19 protein-coding genes and 1 pseudogene are annotated in these 21,440 nt (G+C 60.6%); 5 read left to right on the forward strand and 15 right to left on the reverse strand.

Annotated features, from left to right (window positions below):
• Positions 1–58: 58 nt before the first annotated feature.
• The 3 genes from J5M57_RS12500 to J5M57_RS12510 are packed head-to-tail and all read right to left on the reverse strand — an operon-like array spanning position 59 to position 2,443.
• The gene (locus tag J5M57_RS12500) at positions 59–442 is read right to left on the reverse strand and encodes a cupin domain-containing protein (protein WP_169842028.1); all 384 of its coding nucleotides are present in this window, start codon (positions 440–442) and stop codon (positions 59–61) included.
• Between the two features lie 41 nt (positions 443–483).
• On the reverse strand, positions 484–1,581 hold the full coding sequence (gene dmpG / locus J5M57_RS12505; protein WP_169842029.1) for a 4-hydroxy-2-oxovalerate aldolase: 1,098 nt from the start codon (positions 1,579–1,581) through the stop codon (positions 484–486).
• Positions 1,565–2,443, reverse strand: coding sequence for an acetaldehyde dehydrogenase (acetylating) (locus J5M57_RS12510; protein WP_207848113.1), 879 nt, complete (start codon positions 2,441–2,443; stop codon positions 1,565–1,567). Before J5M57_RS12510 ends, dmpG begins: the two co-directional genes overlap by 17 nt.
• A gap of 440 nt (positions 2,444–2,883) precedes the next feature.
• On the opposite strand from J5M57_RS12510, the gene J5M57_RS12515 reads away from it, so the two are divergent.
• Positions 2,884–3,768 (forward strand): AraC family transcriptional regulator, encoded by an 885-nt coding sequence (locus J5M57_RS12515; protein ID WP_169842031.1) that lies wholly within the window; start codon positions 2,884–2,886, stop codon positions 3,766–3,768.
• On the opposite strand, the gene J5M57_RS12520 is transcribed toward J5M57_RS12515, so the two are convergent.
• The 3 genes from J5M57_RS12520 to J5M57_RS12530 form a co-directional block, all read right to left on the reverse strand.
• Positions 3,765–4,073 (reverse strand): hypothetical protein, encoded by a 309-nt coding sequence (locus tag J5M57_RS12520; RefSeq protein WP_003226820.1) that lies wholly within the window; start codon positions 4,071–4,073, stop codon positions 3,765–3,767. The genes J5M57_RS12515 and J5M57_RS12520 overlap by 4 nt on opposite strands.
• 248 nt (positions 4,074–4,321) lie before the next feature.
• Positions 4,322–4,756 (reverse strand): DoxX family protein, encoded by a 435-nt coding sequence (locus tag J5M57_RS12525; protein WP_003226822.1) that lies wholly within the window; start codon positions 4,754–4,756, stop codon positions 4,322–4,324.
• 108 nt (positions 4,757–4,864) lie between these two features.
• Positions 4,865–6,286, reverse strand: a complete 1,422-nt coding sequence (locus tag J5M57_RS12530; protein ID WP_207848112.1) for a transglycosylase SLT domain-containing protein — start codon at positions 6,284–6,286, stop codon at positions 4,865–4,867.
• Between the two features lie 237 nt (positions 6,287–6,523).
• Here J5M57_RS12530 and J5M57_RS12535 point away from each other — a divergent pair, with 237 nt between their 5' ends.
• The 3 genes and pseudogenes from J5M57_RS12535 (at position 6,524) to J5M57_RS12545 (ending at position 9,565) form a co-directional block, all read left to right on the forward strand.
• A complete protein-coding gene (locus tag J5M57_RS12535) occupies positions 6,524–7,330 on the forward strand; it encodes a TatD family hydrolase (protein WP_169842033.1) in 807 nt (268 codons plus the stop codon).
• Positions 7,331–7,544: 214 nt separating this feature from the next.
• Positions 7,545–9,026 (forward strand): methyl-accepting chemotaxis protein, encoded by a 1,482-nt coding sequence (locus J5M57_RS12540; protein ID WP_083368303.1) that lies wholly within the window; start codon positions 7,545–7,547, stop codon positions 9,024–9,026.
• Between the two features lie 185 nt (positions 9,027–9,211).
• Positions 9,212–9,565: pseudogene (locus tag J5M57_RS12545) on the forward strand (terminase).
• A gap of 1 nt (position 9,566) precedes the next feature.
• Here J5M57_RS12545 and J5M57_RS12550 read toward each other — a convergent pair.
• The 3 genes from J5M57_RS12550 to J5M57_RS12560 all read right to left on the reverse strand — a co-directional run bounded on the left by J5M57_RS12550 (position 9,567) and on the right by J5M57_RS12560 (position 11,706).
• Positions 9,567–10,361 carry an acyl-CoA thioesterase domain-containing protein gene (locus J5M57_RS12550; RefSeq protein ID WP_207848111.1) on the reverse strand — a complete coding sequence of 265 codons (795 nt, stop codon included), beginning with the start codon at positions 10,359–10,361 and terminating at the stop codon, positions 9,567–9,569.
• Positions 10,362–10,583: 222 nt separating this feature from the next.
• Positions 10,584–11,348, reverse strand: a complete 765-nt coding sequence (locus J5M57_RS12555; protein WP_207848110.1) for a CHAD domain-containing protein — start codon at positions 11,346–11,348, stop codon at positions 10,584–10,586.
• Positions 11,349–11,427: 79 nt separating this feature from the next.
• On the reverse strand, positions 11,428–11,706 hold the full coding sequence (locus tag J5M57_RS12560) for a hypothetical protein (RefSeq protein WP_007963692.1): 279 nt from the start codon (positions 11,704–11,706) through the stop codon (positions 11,428–11,430).
• A 217-nt stretch (positions 11,707–11,923) separates the two neighbouring features.
• Here J5M57_RS12560 and J5M57_RS12565 point away from each other — a divergent pair, with 217 nt between their 5' ends.
• The gene (locus tag J5M57_RS12565; protein ID WP_064588594.1) at positions 11,924–12,961 is read left to right on the forward strand and encodes a patatin-like phospholipase family protein; all 1,038 of its coding nucleotides are present in this window, start codon (positions 11,924–11,926) and stop codon (positions 12,959–12,961) included.
• A gap of 135 nt (positions 12,962–13,096) precedes the next feature.
• Here the strand turns inward: J5M57_RS12565 and J5M57_RS12570 are convergent, their stop codons facing one another.
• The 6 genes from J5M57_RS12570 to kdpF form a co-directional block, all read right to left on the reverse strand.
• Positions 13,097–13,795, reverse strand: coding sequence for a response regulator (locus J5M57_RS12570; protein WP_003226844.1), 699 nt, complete (start codon positions 13,793–13,795; stop codon positions 13,097–13,099).
• 48 nt (positions 13,796–13,843) lie between these two features.
• Positions 13,844–16,495 carry a sensor histidine kinase KdpD gene (locus tag J5M57_RS12575; RefSeq protein WP_207848109.1) on the reverse strand — a complete coding sequence of 884 codons (2,652 nt, stop codon included), beginning with the start codon at positions 16,493–16,495 and terminating at the stop codon, positions 13,844–13,846.
• A gap of 122 nt (positions 16,496–16,617) precedes the next feature.
• Complete coding sequence (gene kdpC / locus J5M57_RS12580) at positions 16,618–17,163, reverse strand: potassium-transporting ATPase subunit KdpC (protein ID WP_083368298.1); 546 nt, start codon at positions 17,161–17,163, stop codon at positions 16,618–16,620.
• 195 nt (positions 17,164–17,358) lie between these two features.
• Positions 17,359–19,422: a potassium-transporting ATPase subunit KdpB gene (gene kdpB / locus J5M57_RS12585; RefSeq protein WP_064588597.1), complete on the reverse strand. Its 2,064-nt coding sequence runs from the start codon at positions 19,420–19,422 to the stop codon at positions 17,359–17,361.
• Positions 19,423–19,432: 10 nt separating this feature from the next.
• Complete coding sequence (gene kdpA, locus J5M57_RS12590; protein WP_207848108.1) at positions 19,433–21,127, reverse strand: potassium-transporting ATPase subunit KdpA; 1,695 nt, start codon at positions 21,125–21,127, stop codon at positions 19,433–19,435.
• An 8-nt stretch (positions 21,128–21,135) separates the two neighbouring features.
• Complete coding sequence (kdpF, locus tag J5M57_RS12595) at positions 21,136–21,225, reverse strand: K(+)-transporting ATPase subunit F (protein WP_007963673.1); 90 nt, start codon at positions 21,223–21,225, stop codon at positions 21,136–21,138.
• Positions 21,226–21,440: the final 215 nt, after the last annotated feature.

Below are 21,440 nucleotides of genomic sequence, written 5' to 3' on the forward strand. Positions count from 1 at the left end.
CAAAAAAATAATTTTTTATTATTCCGAGGGCCTATATAAGCCTACGGCCTTCAACCAATCAGGACTGCCCTGACAAGTAATCATTGCCACCCGCTCTCAACCAATCATCACGTAGCGGTGTGAACACATCCAGGTCGACAGCGTCTTCCAGACACAAAGCGCTGTGTGGAACATTTGCAGGTATATGCAACACCTCACCAGCAGCAACAATGGCTTCATGCTCCATATTCAACCCATAGCGAAACAAGACTTTACCGGAAAGAATATAGGTGAACTGTTCATTGGGATGGCGGTGTTCGGCAACAAACGCATCTTTCTTTAAAAAAAGTTTTGCCATCATCAATTGATCGCCAGAAACAACCTGCCGCTCGATATAATCGTTCAAAACTTCTCTTGGCACATCACTCCAACTACCGTAGCCGCTTGCATTCAAACTAGACATTACAACCTCACAGACCCGTAGCGGATTTTTACCAATACGCACTAGCGATGCGCACTCATCAGCGAGACTTCCAGCGATTCCGGTATATCGCTGGTCCGGGTCATCTTGTCGAGAATGTCGTCAGTTGCCAGACGGCTCGCCTCTTCGACAATGACATCTTCCTGCCCGGCAACCAGCTTGCGCTCGGCCAGCCGCTGATAAAGTTCGAACTCGTTGACGCCAAACTTCCTGGCCGCGCGTTGGACGTGTGGGACGTAGCCGGAGAACAGCCCATACAAGCCACTGGCGATGTTTGAAATCTGAATGTGCGGTGTTTCCGGCTGCAATAACTTTGCAGCGCCCTGAGCCAGTTCGACCATGCGCTCGAATGATGTGGATATCGCCACGCCACTGCGTTCAAGAATCGCTACCAAGGGCTCAAGTTGCGTGTTGCCTGCGCCTGCACCAAACCCTTGAATACAGCCATCGACAATCGCAGCGCCGGCTTCTACTGCCACCAGCGTATTGGCCACTGCCACGCTCAAATTGTTATGGCCGTGGAACCCCACCTGAATATTCAAGTTCCCGGTCAGCAAACGAATTCGCTCCCGAACCATGTCCGGACTGGAATAACCGGCGCTGTCCATGATGATCACGGCATGCGCACCGTACTGTTCCATCAATTGTGCCTGTTGCAGAAGTTTCTCTGGACTGGCCATGTGCGCCATCATCAACACGCCATAGGCTGTCTTGCCGGCATTTCTGGTTTGTTCGATAAACCGCGCGGTGATGTTCGCCTCAGTGCAATGGCTGGCGATACGGACCACATCTACACCGATATCGAGTGCCATGGCAATGTCGGCGGACTTGCCCAGGCCGGGGATAAAATGCACCCCTAACAGACTGCGCACGAGTTGGCCCCGCGCGGCCTCCAGCATGTCGCAGTCCGACGCTGCGGAAAATCCCAGCAGGCTGGAGGATCCCCCCAGGCCGTTGCCATGACCGACTTCGACTATGTCGATTCCCGCTTTTTCTGCGGCAGCGGCATAACCGCGAACCTGATTCAACGAAAGTTGGTGACGGACTGCATGGTTGCCGTCTCGTAGAGTGGAATCGCTGATAATGACCGACACGCCGACCTCGTTATCCAATGGAAGCATATTTATGCTCGGCGACAGCAATGGCCGCACAATTGATGATGTCCAGATTACCGGCATAACTGGGCAGGTAATCTCCACTGCCGTGCACAGTCAGACTGAGTGTAATACAACCGTTATTTTCCATTGGCTGCAGTACCAACTGATAACCTGGAACATACGACTGAACATTACGCACCATCTGTTCGACCCGCTGCTCAATCAATGAAAAGTCTTGATACGTTGCGCGGGCATACAATGTGGTCTGCATGCAGATTCCCGGATCAGCGGGATTGATATTCAACACAGCCTTGGTCTGTCGTGCCCCGGTGAACAGGCCCAACGCGTATTCGGTCGTGGTCATGTATTCATTAATATTCTCACGCGTAGCAATACCGGCACTTCGCGAGGAAATCGTCGAGACCACTTCCAGATAATCAATTGTTTGTACTGCCTGGGACAACGCATAAGCCAGAGGAAGACTGGCCTGACCACCGCAAGTGATCAAATTAACGTTCTGGGTATTTTTTATGTTTTGCAAATTGATCGATGGAACACATAACGCGCCAAGCTTGGCGGGTGTCAAATCAATTGCGAACGTGCCACTCTTTTCAAAAAAATCATTGTGGACAACATGCGCTGCTGCAGAAGTAGCATCGAACACCATATCAAAATGCTGAGCATTATCTTTGAGAAATTCAATGCCATCACTTGAAGTTTCTATGCCGGCAGATCTGGCAATACCAAGCCCATCGCTATGTTGGTTGCGACCCACTACAAATGCCAGTTGCAGATTCTTTGACGCCAGGACTTTAAACATCAGATCAATACCGATGCTTCCGGATCCGAGTATCGCCACTCTCGCCGGATGTGAATCCGCATTCATACCTTATCCTCCGGAAATACCATTTTCGCGTCCTTGGATGCTTAGCATGTGCGGCAAGCACATTGTTTTCTGACGAACTTGGTGACTGCCGTCTATTTTATTATTGGTATTTGCTCGACGTTCTGGCGTTCGCCGTTGAACGAGCTTTACTCAAACTACCGGACATCCTCACAAAACGTATTGTACGTTTGTGCAGATCTTCATACGCTCGGTAATGGTGCATTAAAAAATCAAACCCCAGTGTTTACGGTGCTTTCCCGACGCTTCTCCGGCTGCCGCAAACTTTTTTCAGTAAGTTGTTGTTACGTCCATTCATTGGGTGCTAGATTCTGTCGCCGATCATAAACGTCAGGACGATTCGTTCTTTCGCTGCCGGATGGCAAATGTTCGCAGTCGTTTAAAAGGATGTTGTTGCTATAGCAGTAGCTCAAGGAGGAGTAGTGCAGTCGTTCGCCCATAATAAAGAGAAAGAGTGCCGAATCACCTGTACCGCAAAGATCGAACGCATTGAGGGCTACCTGTCGACCAAGTCGACGACCCCTCATCGACATGACACCTACTCGATCGGCCGGACGCTGTCAGGAGTCCATAACATCGCGTATAGGGGCGCCGTTCGTCATAGCCTTCCGGGTAGCACGTTTGTACTGCATCCGGACGAAGAACATTCGGGCGCTGCGGCGACCGAGGACGGCGTCACTTATCAGGTTCTTCAGATTGAACCCTCGTTGATCCAACGGGTACTTGGCGGCAAGCCCCTCCCCTTTGTCGCCGAGGGCATTTGCATGGACCGGCGTCTATTCGATGCCACCGCCAACTTATTGCAAGCTGTTGATCATCCCTACGATCCCCTGCAAGAAGACGATGCGATCTTCGACCTGGCAATGGTCCTGCAAGATGTGCACGGCGTCTGCGCCCCAGCGCATTCTTATGATTACAACGCGGCGGAACGTGCCAGGATGCTCATCCATGATTCAACGGAAAGCGCCCTCACGATTGAAGAGTTGGCTGACAGTGTCGGCCGCGACCGCTGGGCGTTATCGCGCGATTTCAGAAGTCTGTTCGGGACCAGCCCGCATCGTTATCTGACGATGCGTCGGCTCGATCTGGTGAAAGCCGCCTTGGCCAATGGCGAGTCATTAACAGAAGCGACGATCAATGCCGGGTTCTTCGATCAGAGCCATATGACGCGCCACTTTACCAAAACCTTCGGATTGTCACCTGCGCGCTGGTTGAAGCTGCGCGGTATCAGGTCGCACTCGTCTGTAGCGATGACCGCTTTGGATCACGCCGCTTTCGAATCCTGGGCGGACGGTCGGCGTGCCTAGCGGCGGGTGATCAAGCCTTGCCGCGCAACGCGGGTCAGTTGCTTGATCATTTCCGGGGCGTCTTCCGCGCTCGGCGCCTGAATCACCGCCAGATCGAAACTGTCGCTGGCAAAACGTGCCAGGGACTCGCCGTCTTCGACAAACTGGATCAGGAACGCGGCAGGCCCGCCGCTGCGACGTGGCCAGCCATCGAGATAACGCAACAGCGTCGGCTGGTGTTTGCCGCCAAGCAGGATTTTTGGATTGCGCTGGGTGATATGTGCCGTGATCGGCGCGGGACGTGCTGGAGGGCGTAGTGCATTCATCGTGTCGTGTCTCTGCCTCAAAAGTCTGCATGGCAGGTGAGAGGCAACACCGAACCAGCGCTTTAGCGGTATTTCGAAGCCCTGTTCCGGCTTCTGACGGCAACTGTCTTAGTCACCTGGCGCCCCGCAAGTAGCTGTTTAAATCGGCGCATGAGCAACATCCTAGATAACGTGACCGATGAGTGTCAAGAATCAGCCGCAACAAAAAAGGCCCGCACAATGCGGGCCTTTTGCTGGAGCCAGAGCGTTCAACCGGCGATGGCGCGATCCACCGAAAGCTTGCCGGCGCCTTCGATCATTACGGCGAGGCTGCCACCGAGCAGCGCCAGGGCGAACTCGTAACCGTTGTTGGCCATGAACAGACCGTTGCTGATGTGCACGGTGAAGATCGCCACCAGCGACAGGAAGGTCAGACCCAGCGCCGCCGGACGCACCAGCAGGCCGATGATCAGCGCCAGACCGGCGAAAAACTCGGTACCGCCGGCCAGCGTCGCCATCAGGTAACCCGGGTGCAAACCGAGGCTGTCCATGTATTGCGCGGTACCCGCCAGGCCGTAACCACCAAACAGACCGAAGAGCTTCTGCGAGCCGTGGGCGGCGAAAATCACGCCGACAGCAATGCGCAGAATGGTCAGGCCGTAACCGGCGCGGGTGAACAGAACCTTGTTGATCAGAGAGCTCATGGTGCATTCCTTGTTGTGCGAGAAGTGTGTTGGGATTGGCCGCTATATTAATCAGTTAAATTCATGTTAAAAGCGCAATTATTCCGCCATCAACATCAACTTATTCGATCATTTACGTGAGGCAACTTTCTGGCCCCGGGGCTCCAACGACTCCCGCTCCCGGTCGAACGCCAAGTAATACTTGTTCACGCTATTAACATAGCTGACCGGGCCCATGCCCACCTGCTCCATGGCGATGCGCTCGACCTGGAAAAACCACTGGTTCGGATTCAGCCCGCGTCGCCGCGCCTCGGCACGCATGCCTTGCACACGCTCCGGACCGATGTTGTAGGCCGCCAGGGTGAACGCCATGCGCTCGCGCTCATTGAGTTTCGGACTGTTGAAAAACTTGCGGCGGATCATCGCCAGATACTTGGCCCCGGCCTGCACATTTGCATCGAGATTCTGGATGTTGTTGACGCCAACCCGCTGCGCCGCGGACGGGGTGATCTGCATCAAACCGGTCGGCCCGCCGCCACCGCGGGCACTGGGTTGCAGCGCCGATTCCTTGAACGCCAGCGCGGCCAGATTCAGCCAGTCCATGTTTTGCGCATCCGCGTGTTTCTGCAGGGTCGGGCGCAGTTTTTCCAGACGCTGGCGGTCTGCCTTGGCCAACGGATAGTGCACTTGATAGAGGCGCCGATAGATCCGCAGAAATTCAACATCCTCGTTCGACGGCCGCTTGTAGCCGACCAGGAAGCGATCGATGCTCGACCGCAGCATCGAAGTATCGCGGCGCACGAACCAATATTCCTCACCCGGCTCGCTAATCATCAACTGCCGATCGAAACGCAACTTGGGCAGGATCTTGCCCCAGCGCTCGGCGATGGGTTGCTCGACGATGGTCAGGTGAAATATCCCGCCCTGCACCATTTCCAGCACATCCTCGACCGCGAGAGTGGGATCGACCCACTCGATCTTGATCGGCGCCAGTTTGTGCAACGCGAGTTTCTGATTGAGCTGGCTGACAGCCTCGCCGGCAGCGCTGCCGGTGGGCAACGCCAAGGTCTTGCCCGACAACTGCTCGACCTTGGTGTAGCGACGCTCGCCCTTGATGCCAACCAGCACCAGCGGCACGTTGCGGGCAATCGGCTCACTGCTGGCGACCGCATGGCCCGGCTGCAGATCGAGCAGTTCTCCAGGCGCGACCAGGTCACCTTCGCCGCGCTGCAAGGCGCCGAGCAGTTGATCCTTGGCTTTGGGAATGATCTTGAGGGTGATTTCCTGGCCATCGCGGGCGTGGCCATTGAGGTATTGCTCGAAGGCGCGCAGGCGATGGTATTCGACACCGATGGCCTGGCCCTGGACCTCCCCGGAGCTGTTGCGGCTCTGGTTGACCAGCACCCGCAGCACGCGGCTGCTGCGTATCTCCGTGAGGTCGCGGACCTTGGCGGCCGGCACGGCTTGCAGTGGCCCGGGCAGGCGCGCAACCGCCGTTATCGGCAGCAGCAGCGACGCACACAACAGGAGCAAAACCGAGGGACGATGCATCCACTCTCCGGAAAGAATACGGGGTGTTTTTCACCGCTGAACGGTCGCAAACACCGACGAAAACAGAGCGCCTGGAGCGCTGGCAAAGTGCGAGAGACTGGCACAGTGATGGCAATTCTGCCAACCCGGACTGCGTCACGGCATCAAGAGACAGCTATAACTCTTTGTAGTTCTTGGCTTTTCTTATGAATCTACAGCTCTGGTATGCTTTCCGGCCTTCGGCCCGAGGTAGCAACCATGCAACTCATCGATATCGGCGTCAACCTGACCAATCCCAGTTTCGCCGAAAAACATCAGGCCGTGCTCGACCGCGCCTACGCTGCCGGGGTCTGCCAACTGGTGCTGACCGGCACCAGCGTCGAGGGTAGCGAGCAGGCGCTGGAGCTGTGCCAGCAACTGGATGACAGCGGTCAACGGCTGTTCGCCACCGCCGGCATTCACCCGCATTCGGCCAGCGACTGGAACGGCGACAGCGCGCGCCGTTTGCGCAGCCTGCTGCAAGAGAAAAACGTGGTCGCCGTGGGTGAATGCGGGTTGGACTTCAACCGCGATTTCTCGCCGCGTCCGCAACAGGAAAAGGTCCTCGAAGAACATCTGGCGCTGGCGGTAGAACTGCAATTGCCGGTGTTCCTGCACGAACGTGACGCCAGCCAGCGCCTGCTGGAAATCCTCCGGGACTTCCGCGATCAACTGCCCGCCGCCGTGGTGCATTGCTTCACCGGCGAACAAAAAGCCCTGTTCAGTTATCTGGACCTGGACCTGCACATCGGCATCACCGGCTGGATCTGCGACGAGCGCCGGGGCACGCATCTGCACCCGCTGGTCAAAGAGATCAAGCGCGGACGACTGATGCTCGAAAGCGACGCGCCGTACCTGCTGCCGCGCACTTTGCGCCCGAAGCCGAAAAATGGCCGCAATGAACCGGCGTATCTGACCGAAGTGTTGCGCGAAGTGGCGTTGCATCGGGGCGAGACAGAGGAGGATCTGGCGGCGCATTCAACCGCTTGTGCTCGCGCATTCTTCAACCTCCCATCCCTCTCCTGACACAGCCGAAGCCCAATGTAGGAGTGAGCCTGCTCGCGATGGCGGTGTGTCAGTCGATAACGATGTCAGCTGATTCACCGCCATCGCGAGCAGGCTCACTCCTACAAGGGCGGCACGGTGCGGTCTATTGACCCGTATCAAGATCTGCAGAACTGCGTAGCGGCACAATGCTGGCACCTTGCCAAAACTGTTTCCGCTATCAGAGAAGACCTCCATGGGTGCCTGGCTTAGCAACATCTCGCTGAAATACAAATTCTGGGCGGTCAACGCGGTCGCCTTCGTCACCACCCTGCTGCTGGTGCTGTATGCCGTGCAACTCGAGCAACAGGCCCGCAGCCAAGCGTCCAAAACCTCTGCTCAGGCTCAGGCGCAATTGCTCAAGGCCTGGCCGGCCGGGCAGGCGTTGCCCAAAGGCGATCAGGTGTTGACGTTCAAACGCGGGGAAGCGCCGCGCCTCAACGACCAGCCCGTGCTGGAGATCAGCGACAACAACGGCTGGAACGAGATCAATCACCTGCCGCTGTTCGGTAATAACCCGTTGATGGGCGCCGACGTGTTCAGCCGTGCCGACGGCCAGCAAGTTGCGGTCATCGCCTACGGCCCCAGCCTGGCGCAAGTGTTCAGTGAACGCTTTGCCAACTACGCCGTTGCCGTGTTCATCCTGATGCTGGCGATGCTCGGCGCTTCGCAGTTGCTGATCCGCTTCCTGCTCAGCCAACTCAACACGCTGAAAGACGTGATGCTGCATGTCGAGAAAAGCGGCGATCTCTCGGCCCGTGTGCCGCTGGCTTGCAAGGATGAAGTCGGGCAGATGGCCAATGCGTTCAACGCGATGCAGGCCGGTTATCAGCGGGTGGTCACGACGGTTGCCAACACCGCGCGGCAACTGGACGTCGGCGCTGCGCGTCTGGCGGCGAGCATGAACGAAGTGCGCCACGGCATGCTCGGTCAGCAGAGCGAAACCGATCAGGCTGCCACCGCGATCAATGAAATGACTGCCACGGTTTATCACATCGCCCAGCACGCCGGCGCCACCCGCGATCTTTCGCAGACCGCCGATGGCCTCGCTGGCAGCGGCCAACAAGTGGTCAGCCGCGTGCAGCAGTCGATTGCCGGACTCTCCAGCGGCGTGCAGCAGACTGCGGAGATGATCCAGCGCCTGGCCGAAGATAGCCAGAAGATCAACGGTGTGGTCAGCGTGATTCACAGCATCGCCGAGCAAACCAATCTGCTGGCCCTCAACGCCGCCATCGAAGCCGCTCGTGCTGGCGAGATGGGCCGGGGCTTCGCCGTGGTCGCCGATGAGGTGCGTAACCTCGCCAAGCGCGTGCAGACCTCCACCGATGAAATCACCACCATGGTCTCGGCGTTGCAGGCCGGTACCCGCGATGCGGTGGACTTCATGCAGGAGAGTTCGTACAAGGCCGACGACTGCGTGCAACAGGCGCAGGAGGCGGGCGAGGCGCTGGCGGAAATTACTGGCGCGGTGGCGCAGATGCGCGAGAGCAACACGCAGATTGCGGTGGCGGCGGAGCAGCAGAGTCAGGTGGCCGAGGAGATGAATCGCGCCGTGGTGAGCATTCGTGATGTGACCGAGAACACCGTGCAGCAGACGGTGGATTCGGCGACCACCAGTAATGAACTGGCGACGCTGGCCGGGGAGTTGAGCAAGGCAATCGGGCAGTTGAAGCTCTGAAGATCAAAGGATCGCAGCCTTCGGCAGCTCCTGCAGCTGTACGCATTTCAATGTAGGCGCTGCCGAAGGCTGCGATCTTTTTTGCATCATTACTATGATGCCAATAGCCAACCTTGATTCGCCGCCCCACCCGCCCCGGCCTATTCTTCAACCATGTGTTCAACATGGATCGAGGAGTAGCCAACATGGGCAAACGTCACCCCAATCTTCCCGCGTGGCAATGGCGCGCGTACCCGAACAATCACCAGCACCCGACCAATCTGGTGTTGCAGCTGATTGCCGTGCCGTTGTTCATCGTCGCGTTTCTGTTGATCGTCTCCGGGGTGTTCAGCCTGAGCCTGGCGAGTGTCGCCATCGGCGTGATCGGGATCGTCGCGGCGCTGGGTCTGCAACGCCACGGCCACAGCCTGGAAGCGCAAGCCAGTGATCGTCAGAATGCCGTGTCACGCTTGCTGGTCTAACCGTTCCTGACCTTTCCCCGGTTTTTCCTCAGCGGCGGCTGGTGGTGCGCCTGGCGTGAGCGCCAGCGTCGGCATTGAGTCAGGCAAAAATGGTCACGGTCTGCCGACTCATGGCGATCAACTCTCCCTCCGCGCTCCACAGCTTGGCCGCGACGTGGCCGTAACCGTCGGCGGCGTACTCGATGTCCGCCAGGTATTTACACCAGTCCAGCGTGCTCAAGTCGCGTAGCGGCTGCACGAATTCAATGGTCCAGGTCAGCGTACTGCCCGGTGCCGGCTTCTTCAGATACGGCAACAGGGCCGGTGGCCATGCATCCACCAGCGCCAGCAGATGCGCCTCATTGACCGGCTCTTCCTTGACCTCCCCACGCAAACGCACCCAGCCGCCCATCTGCCGCGATTGATTGCCGGTGAACGGCATGCCGCCGACACTCCAGCGCATGGCCAGATGACGCATGAACTCCGGGGTCACGCCCTTGATATAGGGCAGTTCCTGGCATTCTTCCCAGTGCTTCATTTCGGCTGGCGGATACGCGGCAACTGCCACCTCCGAAGGTCGTGACGCACCAAAGCTGCCTTGCACGATCGTCACCACCTGACCGTTCTGCAGGGCGCGGCCCAACACTTGGCTGACCGCCTTGCCTTCGCGCAACACATCGACTTCGAAACTCACTGGCACCTCTGGCTCGACCGGGCCGACAAAGGTGATCGCCAGCGAGCGCACCGGGCGCTCCGCCGGCACTTTCGCGCGCATGGCTTCGTATTGCAGCGCCGCCACCAGGCCACCGAAGCTGGCCCGGCCCTGGCCCCACTCGGCGGGAATGGTCAGTTCTGGCTGGCGACGGACCGCCTCGAGCAGATCGGAAAAGCGCATGACAACCTCAGCAAGCGAAATGTGGATGCCGCGATCTTAACCAGCATGGCAGAGCACCGCAGCGTCTATTCCGGTCAAATGGACTGACAGAAAGGCCTTACCCCGATTTCCTGTTCAAAGAAAAACCCCTGCAGGCGCTGCCAAAGGCTACGATCGTTTGACCTTCAAAAGCCAAGATCGCAGCCTTTGGCAGCGCCTGCAGGGGTTCAGGTGATATCAGGATTATTTGAAGCAGCTTGAACTGAGCTTTTCCAGTACCCGGTCCGCCTTGGCTTCAGCCTTGATCAGGCCGGCCTGCCAGGTCGCCACGCAGGGTTGCAGATCGCTTTCCTGCTCGGCCCGCGCCAGCCACTGCCAGCAATCGTGCCAGTCGCCCAGTGCGCCCTGCGCCGACTTCAGCCGTTCCAGCGCTGGTTTGGCCAGACGATCCAGTTCCGGATAGGCTTCGATGCCATAGCGCACGCGCTTGATCAGCAAGCGCAAACGATGTCGGTCGTGGGCCGGATCGTGCAGCGCCTCGTCGAGTTTTTTCCATTGCTTGTGCAGGCGTTTTTCGATGCGCGTGCCCAGGCCCTTGAGCAAGCCCTGGCGCTCGGAAGCGCGCAGGAATCGTGGGAAGGCATCGAGGATGATCAGCAGCGACGCCACTTCCGCGCTCGCGGCCAGGGTCGGATAGGCTTCGGCCATTTGCGCCAAGCGCCGTTGCGCCGCTTGCGGTTGATCGTGCTTGAGCAGATACGCCGCCAGCACCTCACGGTCGCGCCACGGCGTGGTCAACTGGCCCACCGCCGACGCGGCACCCTCCAGTTGCTCGACACCGGGCAAACCACGCAGTGGCCGGAGCAGGCTGCGCAAGCGCCGCACCGTGGTGCGCAAGTCGTGCAGCGCCTCAGGGTCGGTCCGCGCGGTCAAACGCGCCTGACAGGCCAGCAGCCGTACTTCCATGCTCAGGACATGAGCCACCAACCGATCCACCAACGCCGACATCACTCGCTCCTGATTCCAATGGCCTGAAACACAAGTCTGCCGTTGCAAGACAGCCGCATCCTTGCGTTACGTCAGCAGCTTAGCGTCCGGCGCGGGATTCGCGAATATAGAAACGGGCTTTCTCGGCCTTGTTGCTGCAGCCTTCGAAGCCTTCGAATTGCTGCTGGGTCTTGGCAGCCGTCAGCAACGACAGCGCCTTGGAGTAGCTGACCGTGCCGGCAAACCCTTCGGCCTTGGCCAGGTCCAGTTCATGCCACGCCGCATCCAGCTGACTGCCACAGCTGTCACGATAAGCAGTCTTGCCAGCGCAACCGGCCAATGCCAGCGCGATCAACGGCACACAGATCCAGGCTTTCATCACTTACACCTCAAAATAGGTCAACAGTCGTGCAGTTAAGACGGTGTGGCGAGGAAAAAGTGCCTTGGCGCCCCATGAATCTGCGGTGACGAAAGCATAACGCCGAGTGGTCACGGCGTATCGAAAAAACGACGCCCCTGCCGCCTCGAACGACCCTGCCAATTGTCGCGCGCCCCCGGATGGGTGCATTGTGCAACCTTGTCGGGGAGGAAGTTTGATGAAAAAGCGTGTCGCACTGGTGCTGGGCTCCGGTGGCGCCCGGGGCTATGCCCATATCGGGGTCATCGAGGAGATCGAAAGACGCGGTTACGACATTGCCTGCATTGCCGGATGTTCGATGGGCGCGGTGGTCGGCGGGATCTATGCGGCGGGCAAACTCGAGGAGTACCGCAACTGGATCGAGACCCTCGATTATCTGGACGTGCTGCGGCTGGTGGACGTGAGCTTCCGCCTCGGGGCGATCCGTGGCGAAAAGGTCTTCGGGCAGATCCGCAAGATTGTCGGCGAGATCAACATCGAAGACCTGCGCATCCCCTACACCGCCGTCGCTGCCGACCTCACCAACCAGCAGGAAATCTGGTTCCAGGAAGGCTGCCTGCATCAGGCGATGCGCGCCTCGGCGGCGATTCCCAGCCTGTTCACCCCGGTGATGCAGGGCAACCGGATGCTGGTCGACGGCGGCATTCTCAACCCGTTGCCGATCGTCCCGGTGGTGTCGAGCCACTGTGATCTGATCATTGCGGTCAATCTCAACTCGACCAACCAGCGCCATTACAAATTGCCGGTGATCCAGCGTCCGCCGGCGTTTCGCTCGCGCTTCGACAGTTTACTCAGTTCGCTGGGTTCGAAGATGCCATTCCGTCGCACCCAGGCCGAACAATTATTGCGCCTGGAACAGGAAGCCTTGAGGGCCGAGGCGGCGGACATCAACCCTTGGCTGGAAGGTGCCGAACCCGAAGCCCAGCAACCGGCTGCTGCGCCCGAGCGTGAGGGCGCACCGAAATCCGCTACGGGCTCGTTCATCATCGACAACGTCGGGCCCGCGTCACTGCTGGACCTGATCAACCAGAGTTTCGAGGTGATGCAGACCTCGCTGGCGCAATACAAGATTGCCGGGTATCCGCCGGACATCCTGATCAACGTGCCGAAGCGCGTATGCCGGTTTTTCGAGTTCTACAAGGCGCCGGAATTGATCGCGCTGGGACGCGAGATTGCGCGGGATACGCTGGATCGGTATGACAGTGAGCAGGGTTGAGTCACTGAAAGGTCTCTGCTGGATGTAAAGCCCTCATCGCGAGCAGGCTCACTCCTACATCGAATCTGCGTCGTTCACAAAAACCTTGTAGGAGTGAGCCTGCTCGCGATGAGGCCAGAACAGACCATACAAAACCTACAGACTATTCTCACTCAACAGCCGATACCCAACCCCCGCTTCTGTCACGATAAACCGCGGCCGCGTCGGATCATCCGCCAGCTTCTGGCGCAAATGCCCGACCACAATCCGCAGGTAGTGGCTGTCCTCGGTGTGCGTCGGCCCCCAGATGTCCTTGAGCAATTGCTGCTGGGTGATCACCCGCCCCGGATGCCGCGCCAGTTGCGCCAGCACCGCGTACTCCTTGCGGGTCAGCGCCACTTCGACGCCGTCGAGCAACACCCGCCGATAGGCCAGATCCACGGTGAGCGGACCGAACGTCAGCGCCGCTTGCTGGGCCTCACCGGCCGGCGCCTGACGCAACAAGGCGCGGACCCGGGCGAGAAATTCCTGAATGCCGAACGGCTTGGTCACGTAGTCGTTGGCGCCACCATCCAGCGCCTGGACTTTCTGCCCTTCGCTGGCCCGCACCGAGAGCACCAGCACCGGCGCGGTGGCCCACTCGCGAAACTCGCGCAGCACCTGCTGGCCGTCCATGTCCGGCAGGCCGAGATCGAGCACCAGCAAGTCGGGTTTGTTCAGCGCCGCCTGGGCCAGGCCTTCAGCACCGGTGCCAGCCTCCAGCACTTTGTAGCCTTGCGAGGCGAGGCTGATGCGCAGGAATTTGCGGATCTGCGGTTCGTCATCAATGACCAAAATGGTCGCGGTCTGGCTCATGAATTCACATCAACACAAAAGATTGGCAAGAGAGTAGCGCAGCCGGGCTCAGGCTTCATTGTCCATTCCCGGTTGCGTCTGCAATGGCAGGTGCAGGGTGATGCTGGTGCCGCGCCCGTCGATGCCGTCGGCGACGCTGATCCGCCCGCCATGCGCGCCGACCATGCCCTGACAGATCGCCAGCCCCAGACCGGTGCCCTGCCCGCCGCGATCACCGCGCGCGGCGGTGTAGAACATGTCGAAAATCTTCGCCCGCTCGTCCTCGGGGATCCCCGGGCCTTCGTCGCTGACCGTAAAGAAAATCTCGTCGTCTTTCGCGCCGGCACTCAGTTGCAAGCGACCGTGCGGTGGTGAGAAGCGTGCAGCGTTTTCCAGCACATTGACCAGCGCCTGTTCGATCAGCGCCGCATGCACGAACAGCAGCGGCAACTCGGCCGGCACATCGGTGCTGACCTGCAACGGCGCCAGCACCGCACGCAGGCGATTGAGCGAACTGCCGACAATGTCGGCCGGCGCCACCCAGTCGCGCGCCAGCTTCAACGCACCGTGGCCGAGACGAGTCATGTCCAGCAGATTCTGGATGTAGCGGTCGAGGCGTTCGGCTTCATCGCGGGTGCCTTCGAGCAACTCCCGACGATCCTCCAGCGGAATGGCTTCCCCGAGGGCCAGCAGGCTGTCGATGCTGCCGCGCATGGCGGTCAGCGGTGTGCGCAAATCGTGGGACACCGAGGCCAGCAGCGCGCTGCGCAATTGCTCGGTTTCGCCGTGCAGGCGCGCAGCCTCCAGATCATCCGCCAGTTGCGCCCGGGCCAGGGCTTGGGCCAGTGGCTGACTCAATGCGGTGAGCAGGCGTCGACGCTGGCCGCTCAAGGTCTGACCCTCTTTGGCGCAAACCCCGAGCAACGCCAGCGGCCCGTCCTCCACCGACAGCGGCCACCACCACCAGCGACCGAAAGGCAGCGTGCCGGTGCCCATGCCCGCCGGTTGATCGTGCTGCCAGGCCCAGTCGGCGGCAGCACGTTCGGATTCGGTAAATTCCAGCGGCCCGCCGGTCTCGACTTTCCAGCCGCCCTGCCCGTCTCGATTGAGCAGGCACAACTGCAGATCACTCCAGCCATTGAGGTGCTGCGCGGCAGCGCTGATCACCGCCTGACGGTCCGTCGCGGCAGTGAGTTTGCGCGACAGGTCGAGCAGTTCGCTGGTTTCTTCCTGCGTGTCGCGCAGGGCCTGCAACTGCCGGCGCTGGCGTGCGGCGAGGTTGCCGGTGAGCGCCGCCATCAGCAGGAAAAACAGCAAGGTCAGGACATCTTCTTCGCGCTGGATGGCGAAGGAAAAATTCGGTGGGATGAACAGAAAATCGTAAGTCAGGAACGACAACGCCGCGCAGGCCAGCGCCGGCCCCAGGCTACTGCGCACCGCCACCAGCAGCACCGCCGCAAGGAACACCAGCGAGATGTTCGGCAACGGCAAAAGACTCGACACCGCCCACGCCAGCGCACTGGCCAACACCGTGGCCACCAGCGCCAGCGCATAGTCGAACCAGACCAGCGTCGGCGTGATCCGCTGGCGCGGTTGCGGGTGATCATGGTCGTTGTCGAGGACGTTGATTTCCAGGCCGTGAGCCTGCCGCAGCAAACGCGCGGCGAGCCCGCCACCGAACAGACGACGACGCAGACTCGGCCGCGACTGGCCGACCAGCACCAGACTGGCGCGGCGTTCGGCGGCATGCTGAATCAGGGTCTTCGCCACTTCACCGGCACGCAGCAACACCACTTCGCCGCCCAGGCGTTCAGCCAATTGCTGGGCGCTTTGCAGGCGCAGCCGCGACTGCTCGTCGCGCACCGTGCCGTTGTCGACATGCACCAGACTCCATGGCAAATGCCGACGCTGGGCGACGCGGCTGGCGTGACGCACCAGGCGTTCAGCCTGCGCATCGCCGTCGACGCCGACCAGCAGACGTCCACGCACCGCCGGGGCGGCCTGGCCCAATTGGCGATAGCCTTGGGCGAGATCGTTATCGACCTGCGCGGCCGCCGTTTGCATCGCCAGCTCGCGCAGCGCGGTGAGGTTGGTCTGGGTAAAAAACGCATCGATCGCCGCCCGCGCCTGTTCCGGCACGTAGACCTTGCCTTCGCGCAGACGCTCCAGCAGCTCGCGCGGCGGCAGGTCGATCAACAGCAGTTCGTAGGCTTCCTGCAGCACCCAGTCCGGCAGGGTTTCGCGCACCTGCACACCGGTGATGCCGCGCACCTGATCGTTGAGACTTTCCAGGTGCTGGACGTTGACCGTGGTGTAGACGTCGATGCCGGCGGCGAGCAGTTCCTGAATGTCCTGCCAGCGCTTGGCGTGGCGACTGCCGGGGGCGTTGGTGTGGGCCAGCTCGTCCACCAGCACCAGTTTCGGTTTGGCCGCAAGCAGGCCATCGAGGTCCATTTCTTCGAGCATCACGCCACGGTATTCCGAGCGCACCAAAGGCTGCTGCGGCAAGCCGCCGAGCAGCGCTTCGGTTTCTGCGCGGCCGTGGGTTTCGACGACGCCGGCGATGATTTTCACGCCCTGACGCAATTGCGTGTGCGCGGCCTGGAGCATGGCGTAGGTCTTGCCGACACCGGGGGCGGCGCCGAGGAAGACTTTGAGCCGGCCACGGCCGTCGCGGGGCAGGTCTGCTAACAGCGCGTCGGCGCGGCCGGAATCACTCATCGGGGTTTGCCTTGTTCGGTTTGAAATTGAGGTGAGGCATTAAAAGATCACAGCCTTCGGCAGCTCCTACAGGGCTTACGCCGATCCATTGTAGGAGCTGCCGCAGGCTGCGATCTTTTGATCTACAGCTTTTCCAGTGCCATGTTCAACTCCAGCACATTCACCACCGGTGGCCCCACCAGCGGCTGTTCGATGTGCGCATCGAGCAGTTGCTGCAAGGTCGACACCGGCAGGTTGCGAGCGGCCGCGACACGCGCCAGTTGATAGGCAATTGCCGCCGGTGGCAAGTGTGGATCGAGGCCGCTGCCGGAGGTGGTCAGCAACGCCAATGGCACCGGCCCCTGGCCTGGCACCTGCAACTTGTGGGCGTCATCGATCACGCGAGTGGCCAGCGCCGGATTGCTCGGCGCAAAGTTGCTGGCACTGCTGGAAACGGTCGCGAAGGCGCCCGCCGAAGGACGCGGATGGAACCACGCATCACCGACGAAATCCTGGGCGATTAGCGACGAGCCGCGCACCTTGCCGTCGGCATCGTGCACCAGGCTGCCGTTGGCCTGTTCGGGGAAAGCGACCTGCGCAACGCCGGTCACCACCAGTGGATAAGCCACGCCGGTGATCAGGGTCATCAGCACCAGCAGGCTCAGGGCCGGACGTATCATTGTGGACATTGCAAAATCCTCTTCCAAATTGGCAACGCTGCGCCACCTGTCGCGAGGGAGCTCGCTCCCGCTGGGCTGCGCAGCAGTCGTAAAGCGTTCAATGCGGCGTGTCTGGCGATCCGTGGTGGCCGGGTCGGGTCTGCTTCGCAGCCCGGCGGGAGCAAGCTCCCTCGCCACAAAAAGCAGCGCCCGGCCAGCCAGTCGTTACACCAGATGCAGCGCCGTCAGCAGCATGTCGATCGCCTTGATCCCCACGAACGGCACCAGAATCCCGCCCAGTCCGTAGATCAGCAGGTTGCGACGCAGCAATGCCGCCGCACTCGCCGCCTGCACGCGCACACCGCGCAGGGCCAGCGGAATCAGCACCACGATGATCAGGGCGTTGAAGACGATGGCCGAGAGAATCGCGCTCTGCGGACTGGTCAGGTGCATGATGTTCAGCACGCCCAGTTGCGGGTAGATCGCCGCAAACAGTGCCGGCAGGATCGCGAAGTATTTGGCCACGTCGTTGGCGATGGAAAAGGTCGTCAGCGCGCCACGGGTCACCAGCAATTCCTTGCCGATCTGCACCACGTCCAGCAGCTTGGTCGGGTCGCTGTCGAGGTCGACCATGTTTGCCGCTTCGCGTGCTGCCTGGGTGCCGTCGTTCATCGCCATGCCGACGTCAGCCTGAGCCAGCGCCGGGGCATCGTTGGCGCCGTCGCCGCACATGGCGACCAGACGACCGTCGTTCTGCTCAAGGCGAATGCGCGCCAGTTTTTTCTCCGGGGTGGCTTCGGCGAGCACGTCATCGACGCCCGCTTCAGCGGCGATGGCCGCTGCGGTCAACGGGTTGTCACCGGTGACCATCACGGTGCGAATCCCCAGTTTGCGCAGCTCGGCAAAGCGCTCGCGAATGCCTGGCTTGACCACGTCCTTGAGGTGGATAGCACCGAGCAGTTTGCCGTCGGCGCAGACCAGCAACGGGGTGCCGCCGCTCTGGGCGATCTTGTCGATTTCCCGCGACAGCGCAGGGGCCAGATCGGAGCGTTGTTGACCGAGGAAGGCCAGCAGCGAATCCACAGCGCCCTTGCGGTACACGCGGCCCTGATAGTCGACACCGGACAAGCGGGTTTCAGCGCTGAACGGCACGGCAGTCAAGGTATCCAGCGCCGGCTCGGTTTGCGGGTGCAGACCGCGCAGGTATTCGACAATGGATTTGCCCTCGGCGGTTTCGTCTGCCAGCGAGGCGAACAAGGCGCCTTCGGCCAGATCGCGACCACTGACACCGGGCGCGGCGTACACCGCGCTGCAACGACGGTTACCGAAGGTGATGGTGCCGGTCTTGTCCAGCAGCAGCACGTGCACGTCACCGGCCGCTTCCACCGCACGCCCGGACTTGGCGATCACGTTCAGGCGCACCAGACGATCCATCCCGGCGATACCGATGGCCGACAGCAGGCCACCGATGGTGGTCGGAATCAGCGTGACCAGCAGCGCCACCAGGAACACCAGCGGCAGGCTGCCGTTGGCGAAGTGGGCGAACGGTTGCAGGGTCACCACCACCAGCAGGAAGATCAGGGTCAGGCCGATCAGCAGGATGTCGAGGGCGATTTCGTTCGGGGTTTTCTGGCGTTTGGCGCCTTCTACCAGTGCGATCATGCGGTCGAGGGTCGATTCACCCGGGTTGGCGGTGATCTTCACCAACAACCAGTCGGACACCAGACGCGTGTTGCCGGTGACCGCCGAGCGGTCGCCGCCGGACTCGCGAATCACCGGCGCCGATTCACCGGTGATCGCCGCTTCGTTGACCGCCGCGATCCCTTCGATGACTTCGCCGTCACCGGGGATCATCTCCCCGGCTTCAACGCGCACCACATCGCCCTTGCGCAGGTTGGCGGCAGGCACCACCTGGAAGCTGCCATTGGCCAGTTTGCGCCGCGCACTAAGACCTTCGCTGCCCGCCTTGAGGCTGTCGGCGCGGGCCTTGCCACGACCTTCGGCCAAGGCTTCGGCGAAGTTGGCGAACAGCACGGTGAACCACAGCCACAGGGCAATCTGCGCGGCGACGAAAGTCGGCACGACGTTGTCCGGAATGAAGCACAGCACGGTGGTGAAGATCGCGGTCAGTTCGACCACCAGCATCACCGGCGAACGCACCAGCTGACGCGGGTCGAGCTTGACGAAGGCTTGCACCAGCGCCGGGCGCCACAGCGCCGAGATCGCGGTTTTCGGTGCTTCTGCCGACTTGGTCGGCACCGCAGGTTTTGCAGGAACATGCATATTCATGATGGATTCCTTAGAAGCCCATGCTCAGGTGTTCGGCGATCGGGCCGAGCGCCAGGGTTGGCAGGAAGGTCAGGCCGCCCACCAGCAAAATGGTCACGGTCAACAGGGTCACGAACAGCGGACCATGGGTCGGGAAGCTGTTCTGGCCAATCGGCGCGGTTTTCTTCATCGCCAGGCTGCCGGCCAGTGCCAGCACCGGCAGGATGTAACCGAAGCGGCCGATCAGCATGCCCAGACCGAGCATCAGGTTGTGGAATGGCGTGTTGGCACTCAGGCCACCGAACGCCGAACCGTTGTTGGCGCTGGCCGAGGTGTAGGCGTACAGCAACTGGCTGAAACCGTGCGGGCCTGGATTACTGATGGTCGCCGCCGGACCTGGCAGGACCGCCGCGATGGCGCCGAGCACCAGTACGCCCACCGGCATCACCAGCAAGGTCACCACCAGCAATTGCACCTCGCGCGCCTGCAGTTTCTTGCCGAGGTATTCCGGCGTACGGCCAATCATCAGGCCGGCGAGGAACACCGCGATCAGCACGTTGAGCAACATGCCGTAGAGCCCGGCACCGACGCCGCCGAAGATCACTTCGCCGACCATCATGTTGACCAGCGCGACCATGCCGCTGAGCGGGTTGAGGCTGTCGTGCATGCCGTTGACCGAACCGTTCGACGCGGCGGTGGTGGTCACCGACCACAGCACAGTGGCGGTGGTGCCAAAGCGTGCTTCCTTGCCTTCCAGCGGCGCGGTCTGTTCGACGGCAACGTTATTCAGCGCAGTGTTAGGCTGATATTCGGCCCACAGCGACGTCGCGCCGCCGATCAGGAACAGTGCGAGCATGCAGGCGACGATTGCGCGGCTCTGACGCTGGTCTTTGACGTAATGGCCGAAGGTGAACACCAGGGCCACCGGAATCAGAATGATCGACGCCAGTTCGAACAAGTTGCTCCAGGCGGTCGGGTTCTCGAACGGATGCGCCGAGTTGACACCGAAGAAGCCACCACCGTTGGTGCCCAGTTGCTTGATCGCAATCTGGCTGGCGGCCGGGCCGAGCGGGATCACTTGATCGACGCCCTGCATGGTCACGGCATTGACATATTGCGCGAAGGTCTGCGGTACGCCCTGCCACACCAGGTACAGCGCCAGCAGCAGGCACAGGGGTAGCAAGCCGTAGAGGGTGGCGCGGGTCATGTCGACCCAGAAGTTGCCCAGGGTCTTGGCCGACTTGCGCCCGATGCCGCGGCACAACGCAACCAGCACCGCGAGACCGGTGGCGGCGCTGACGAAGTTCTGCACGGTGAGACCGACCATCTGGCTCAGGTAGCTGAGGGTCGCTTCACCGCTGTAGGACTGCCAGTTAGTGTTGGTCATGAAACTGACCGCGGTGTTGAACGCCTGGGTCCATTCCTGGCCCGGCAGGTTTTGCGGGTTCAGCGGCAGGTGATCCTGGAACAACAGGATCGCGAACAGCAGCAGGAAACCGGCGAGGTTGAACGCCAGCAGGGCCAGCGTGTATTTCTGCCAGCTCTGCTCCGCCTGCGGATCAACCCCGGCAATGCGATAGCAGCCACGCTCGACCGGGCCGAGAATCGGCGTCAGCCAGGTGCGCTGGCCTTCCATTACTTTGTAGTAGAAGCGCCCGAGGAACGGCGCCGGCAGCAAGACCACCGCAAAAAACGCGAGGATCAGCCAATAGTCATAACTGTGCATAGCCGCTCCTAGTTCCGATCCGCGCGCAACAGCGCAACCAACAGATAAATGAACAGCCCGGCTGCCAACAGCAGGGACACCCCGTCCAGAACGCTCATGGAAGATCTCCGTGTTACGGCGTATTGCCGCGTGTGGAGGCATTGTCGGAAAGGAGGCTGTAAAGGAACGAGACCGAGGGGTGCAGCGGGGCATAAAGAAAGCGTAAAGAGTGGGTTTATGCGGGCTTTACAGCATAATTTAACGGCGCATGTTCAGACCCCCATCGCGAGCAGGCTCACTCCTACAGTTGGAATGCATTCAACTGTAGGAGTGA

This window comes from Pseudomonas sp. 86_A (assembly GCF_017491705.1).
Taxonomy (GTDB): domain Bacteria; phylum Pseudomonadota; class Gammaproteobacteria; order Pseudomonadales; family Pseudomonadaceae; genus Aquipseudomonas; species Aquipseudomonas koreensis.

Coding starts and splice junctions, on each gene's coding strand:
- J5M57_RS12500 (WP_169842028.1), bottom strand. CDS start 442: ATGTCTAGTTTGAATGCAAGCGGCTACGGTAGTTGGAGTGATGTGCCA.
- dmpG (WP_169842029.1), bottom strand. CDS start 1,581: ATGCTTCCATTGGATAACGAGGTCGGCGTGTCGGTCATTATCAGCGAT.
- J5M57_RS12510 (WP_207848113.1), bottom strand. CDS start 2,443: ATGAATGCGGATTCACATCCGGCGAGAGTGGCGATACTCGGATCCGGA.
- J5M57_RS12520 (WP_003226820.1), bottom strand. CDS start 4,073: ATGAATGCACTACGCCCTCCAGCACGTCCCGCGCCGATCACGGCACAT.
- J5M57_RS12525 (WP_003226822.1), bottom strand. CDS start 4,756: ATGAGCTCTCTGATCAACAAGGTTCTGTTCACCCGCGCCGGTTACGGC.
- J5M57_RS12530 (WP_207848112.1), bottom strand. CDS start 6,286: ATGCATCGTCCCTCGGTTTTGCTCCTGTTGTGTGCGTCGCTGCTGCTG.
- J5M57_RS12535 (WP_169842033.1), top strand. CDS start 6,524: ATGCAACTCATCGATATCGGCGTCAACCTGACCAATCCCAGTTTCGCC.
- J5M57_RS12540 (WP_083368303.1), top strand. CDS start 7,545: ATGGGTGCCTGGCTTAGCAACATCTCGCTGAAATACAAATTCTGGGCG.
- J5M57_RS12550 (WP_207848111.1), bottom strand. CDS start 10,361: ATGCGCTTTTCCGATCTGCTCGAGGCGGTCCGTCGCCAGCCAGAACTG.
- J5M57_RS12555 (WP_207848110.1), bottom strand. CDS start 11,348: ATGTCGGCGTTGGTGGATCGGTTGGTGGCTCATGTCCTGAGCATGGAA.
- J5M57_RS12560 (WP_007963692.1), bottom strand. CDS start 11,706: ATGAAAGCCTGGATCTGTGTGCCGTTGATCGCGCTGGCATTGGCCGGT.
- J5M57_RS12565 (WP_064588594.1), top strand. CDS start 11,924: ATGAAAAAGCGTGTCGCACTGGTGCTGGGCTCCGGTGGCGCCCGGGGC.
- J5M57_RS12570 (WP_003226844.1), bottom strand. CDS start 13,795: ATGAGCCAGACCGCGACCATTTTGGTCATTGATGACGAACCGCAGATC.
- J5M57_RS12575 (WP_207848109.1), bottom strand. CDS start 16,495: ATGAGTGATTCCGGCCGCGCCGACGCGCTGTTAGCAGACCTGCCCCGC.
- kdpC (WP_083368298.1), bottom strand. CDS start 17,163: ATGTCCACAATGATACGTCCGGCCCTGAGCCTGCTGGTGCTGATGACC.
- kdpB (WP_064588597.1), bottom strand. CDS start 19,422: ATGAATATGCATGTTCCTGCAAAACCTGCGGTGCCGACCAAGTCGGCA.
- kdpA (WP_207848108.1), bottom strand. CDS start 21,127: ATGCACAGTTATGACTATTGGCTGATCCTCGCGTTTTTTGCGGTGGTC.
- kdpF (WP_007963673.1), bottom strand. CDS start 21,225: ATGAGCGTTCTGGACGGGGTGTCCCTGCTGTTGGCAGCCGGGCTGTTC.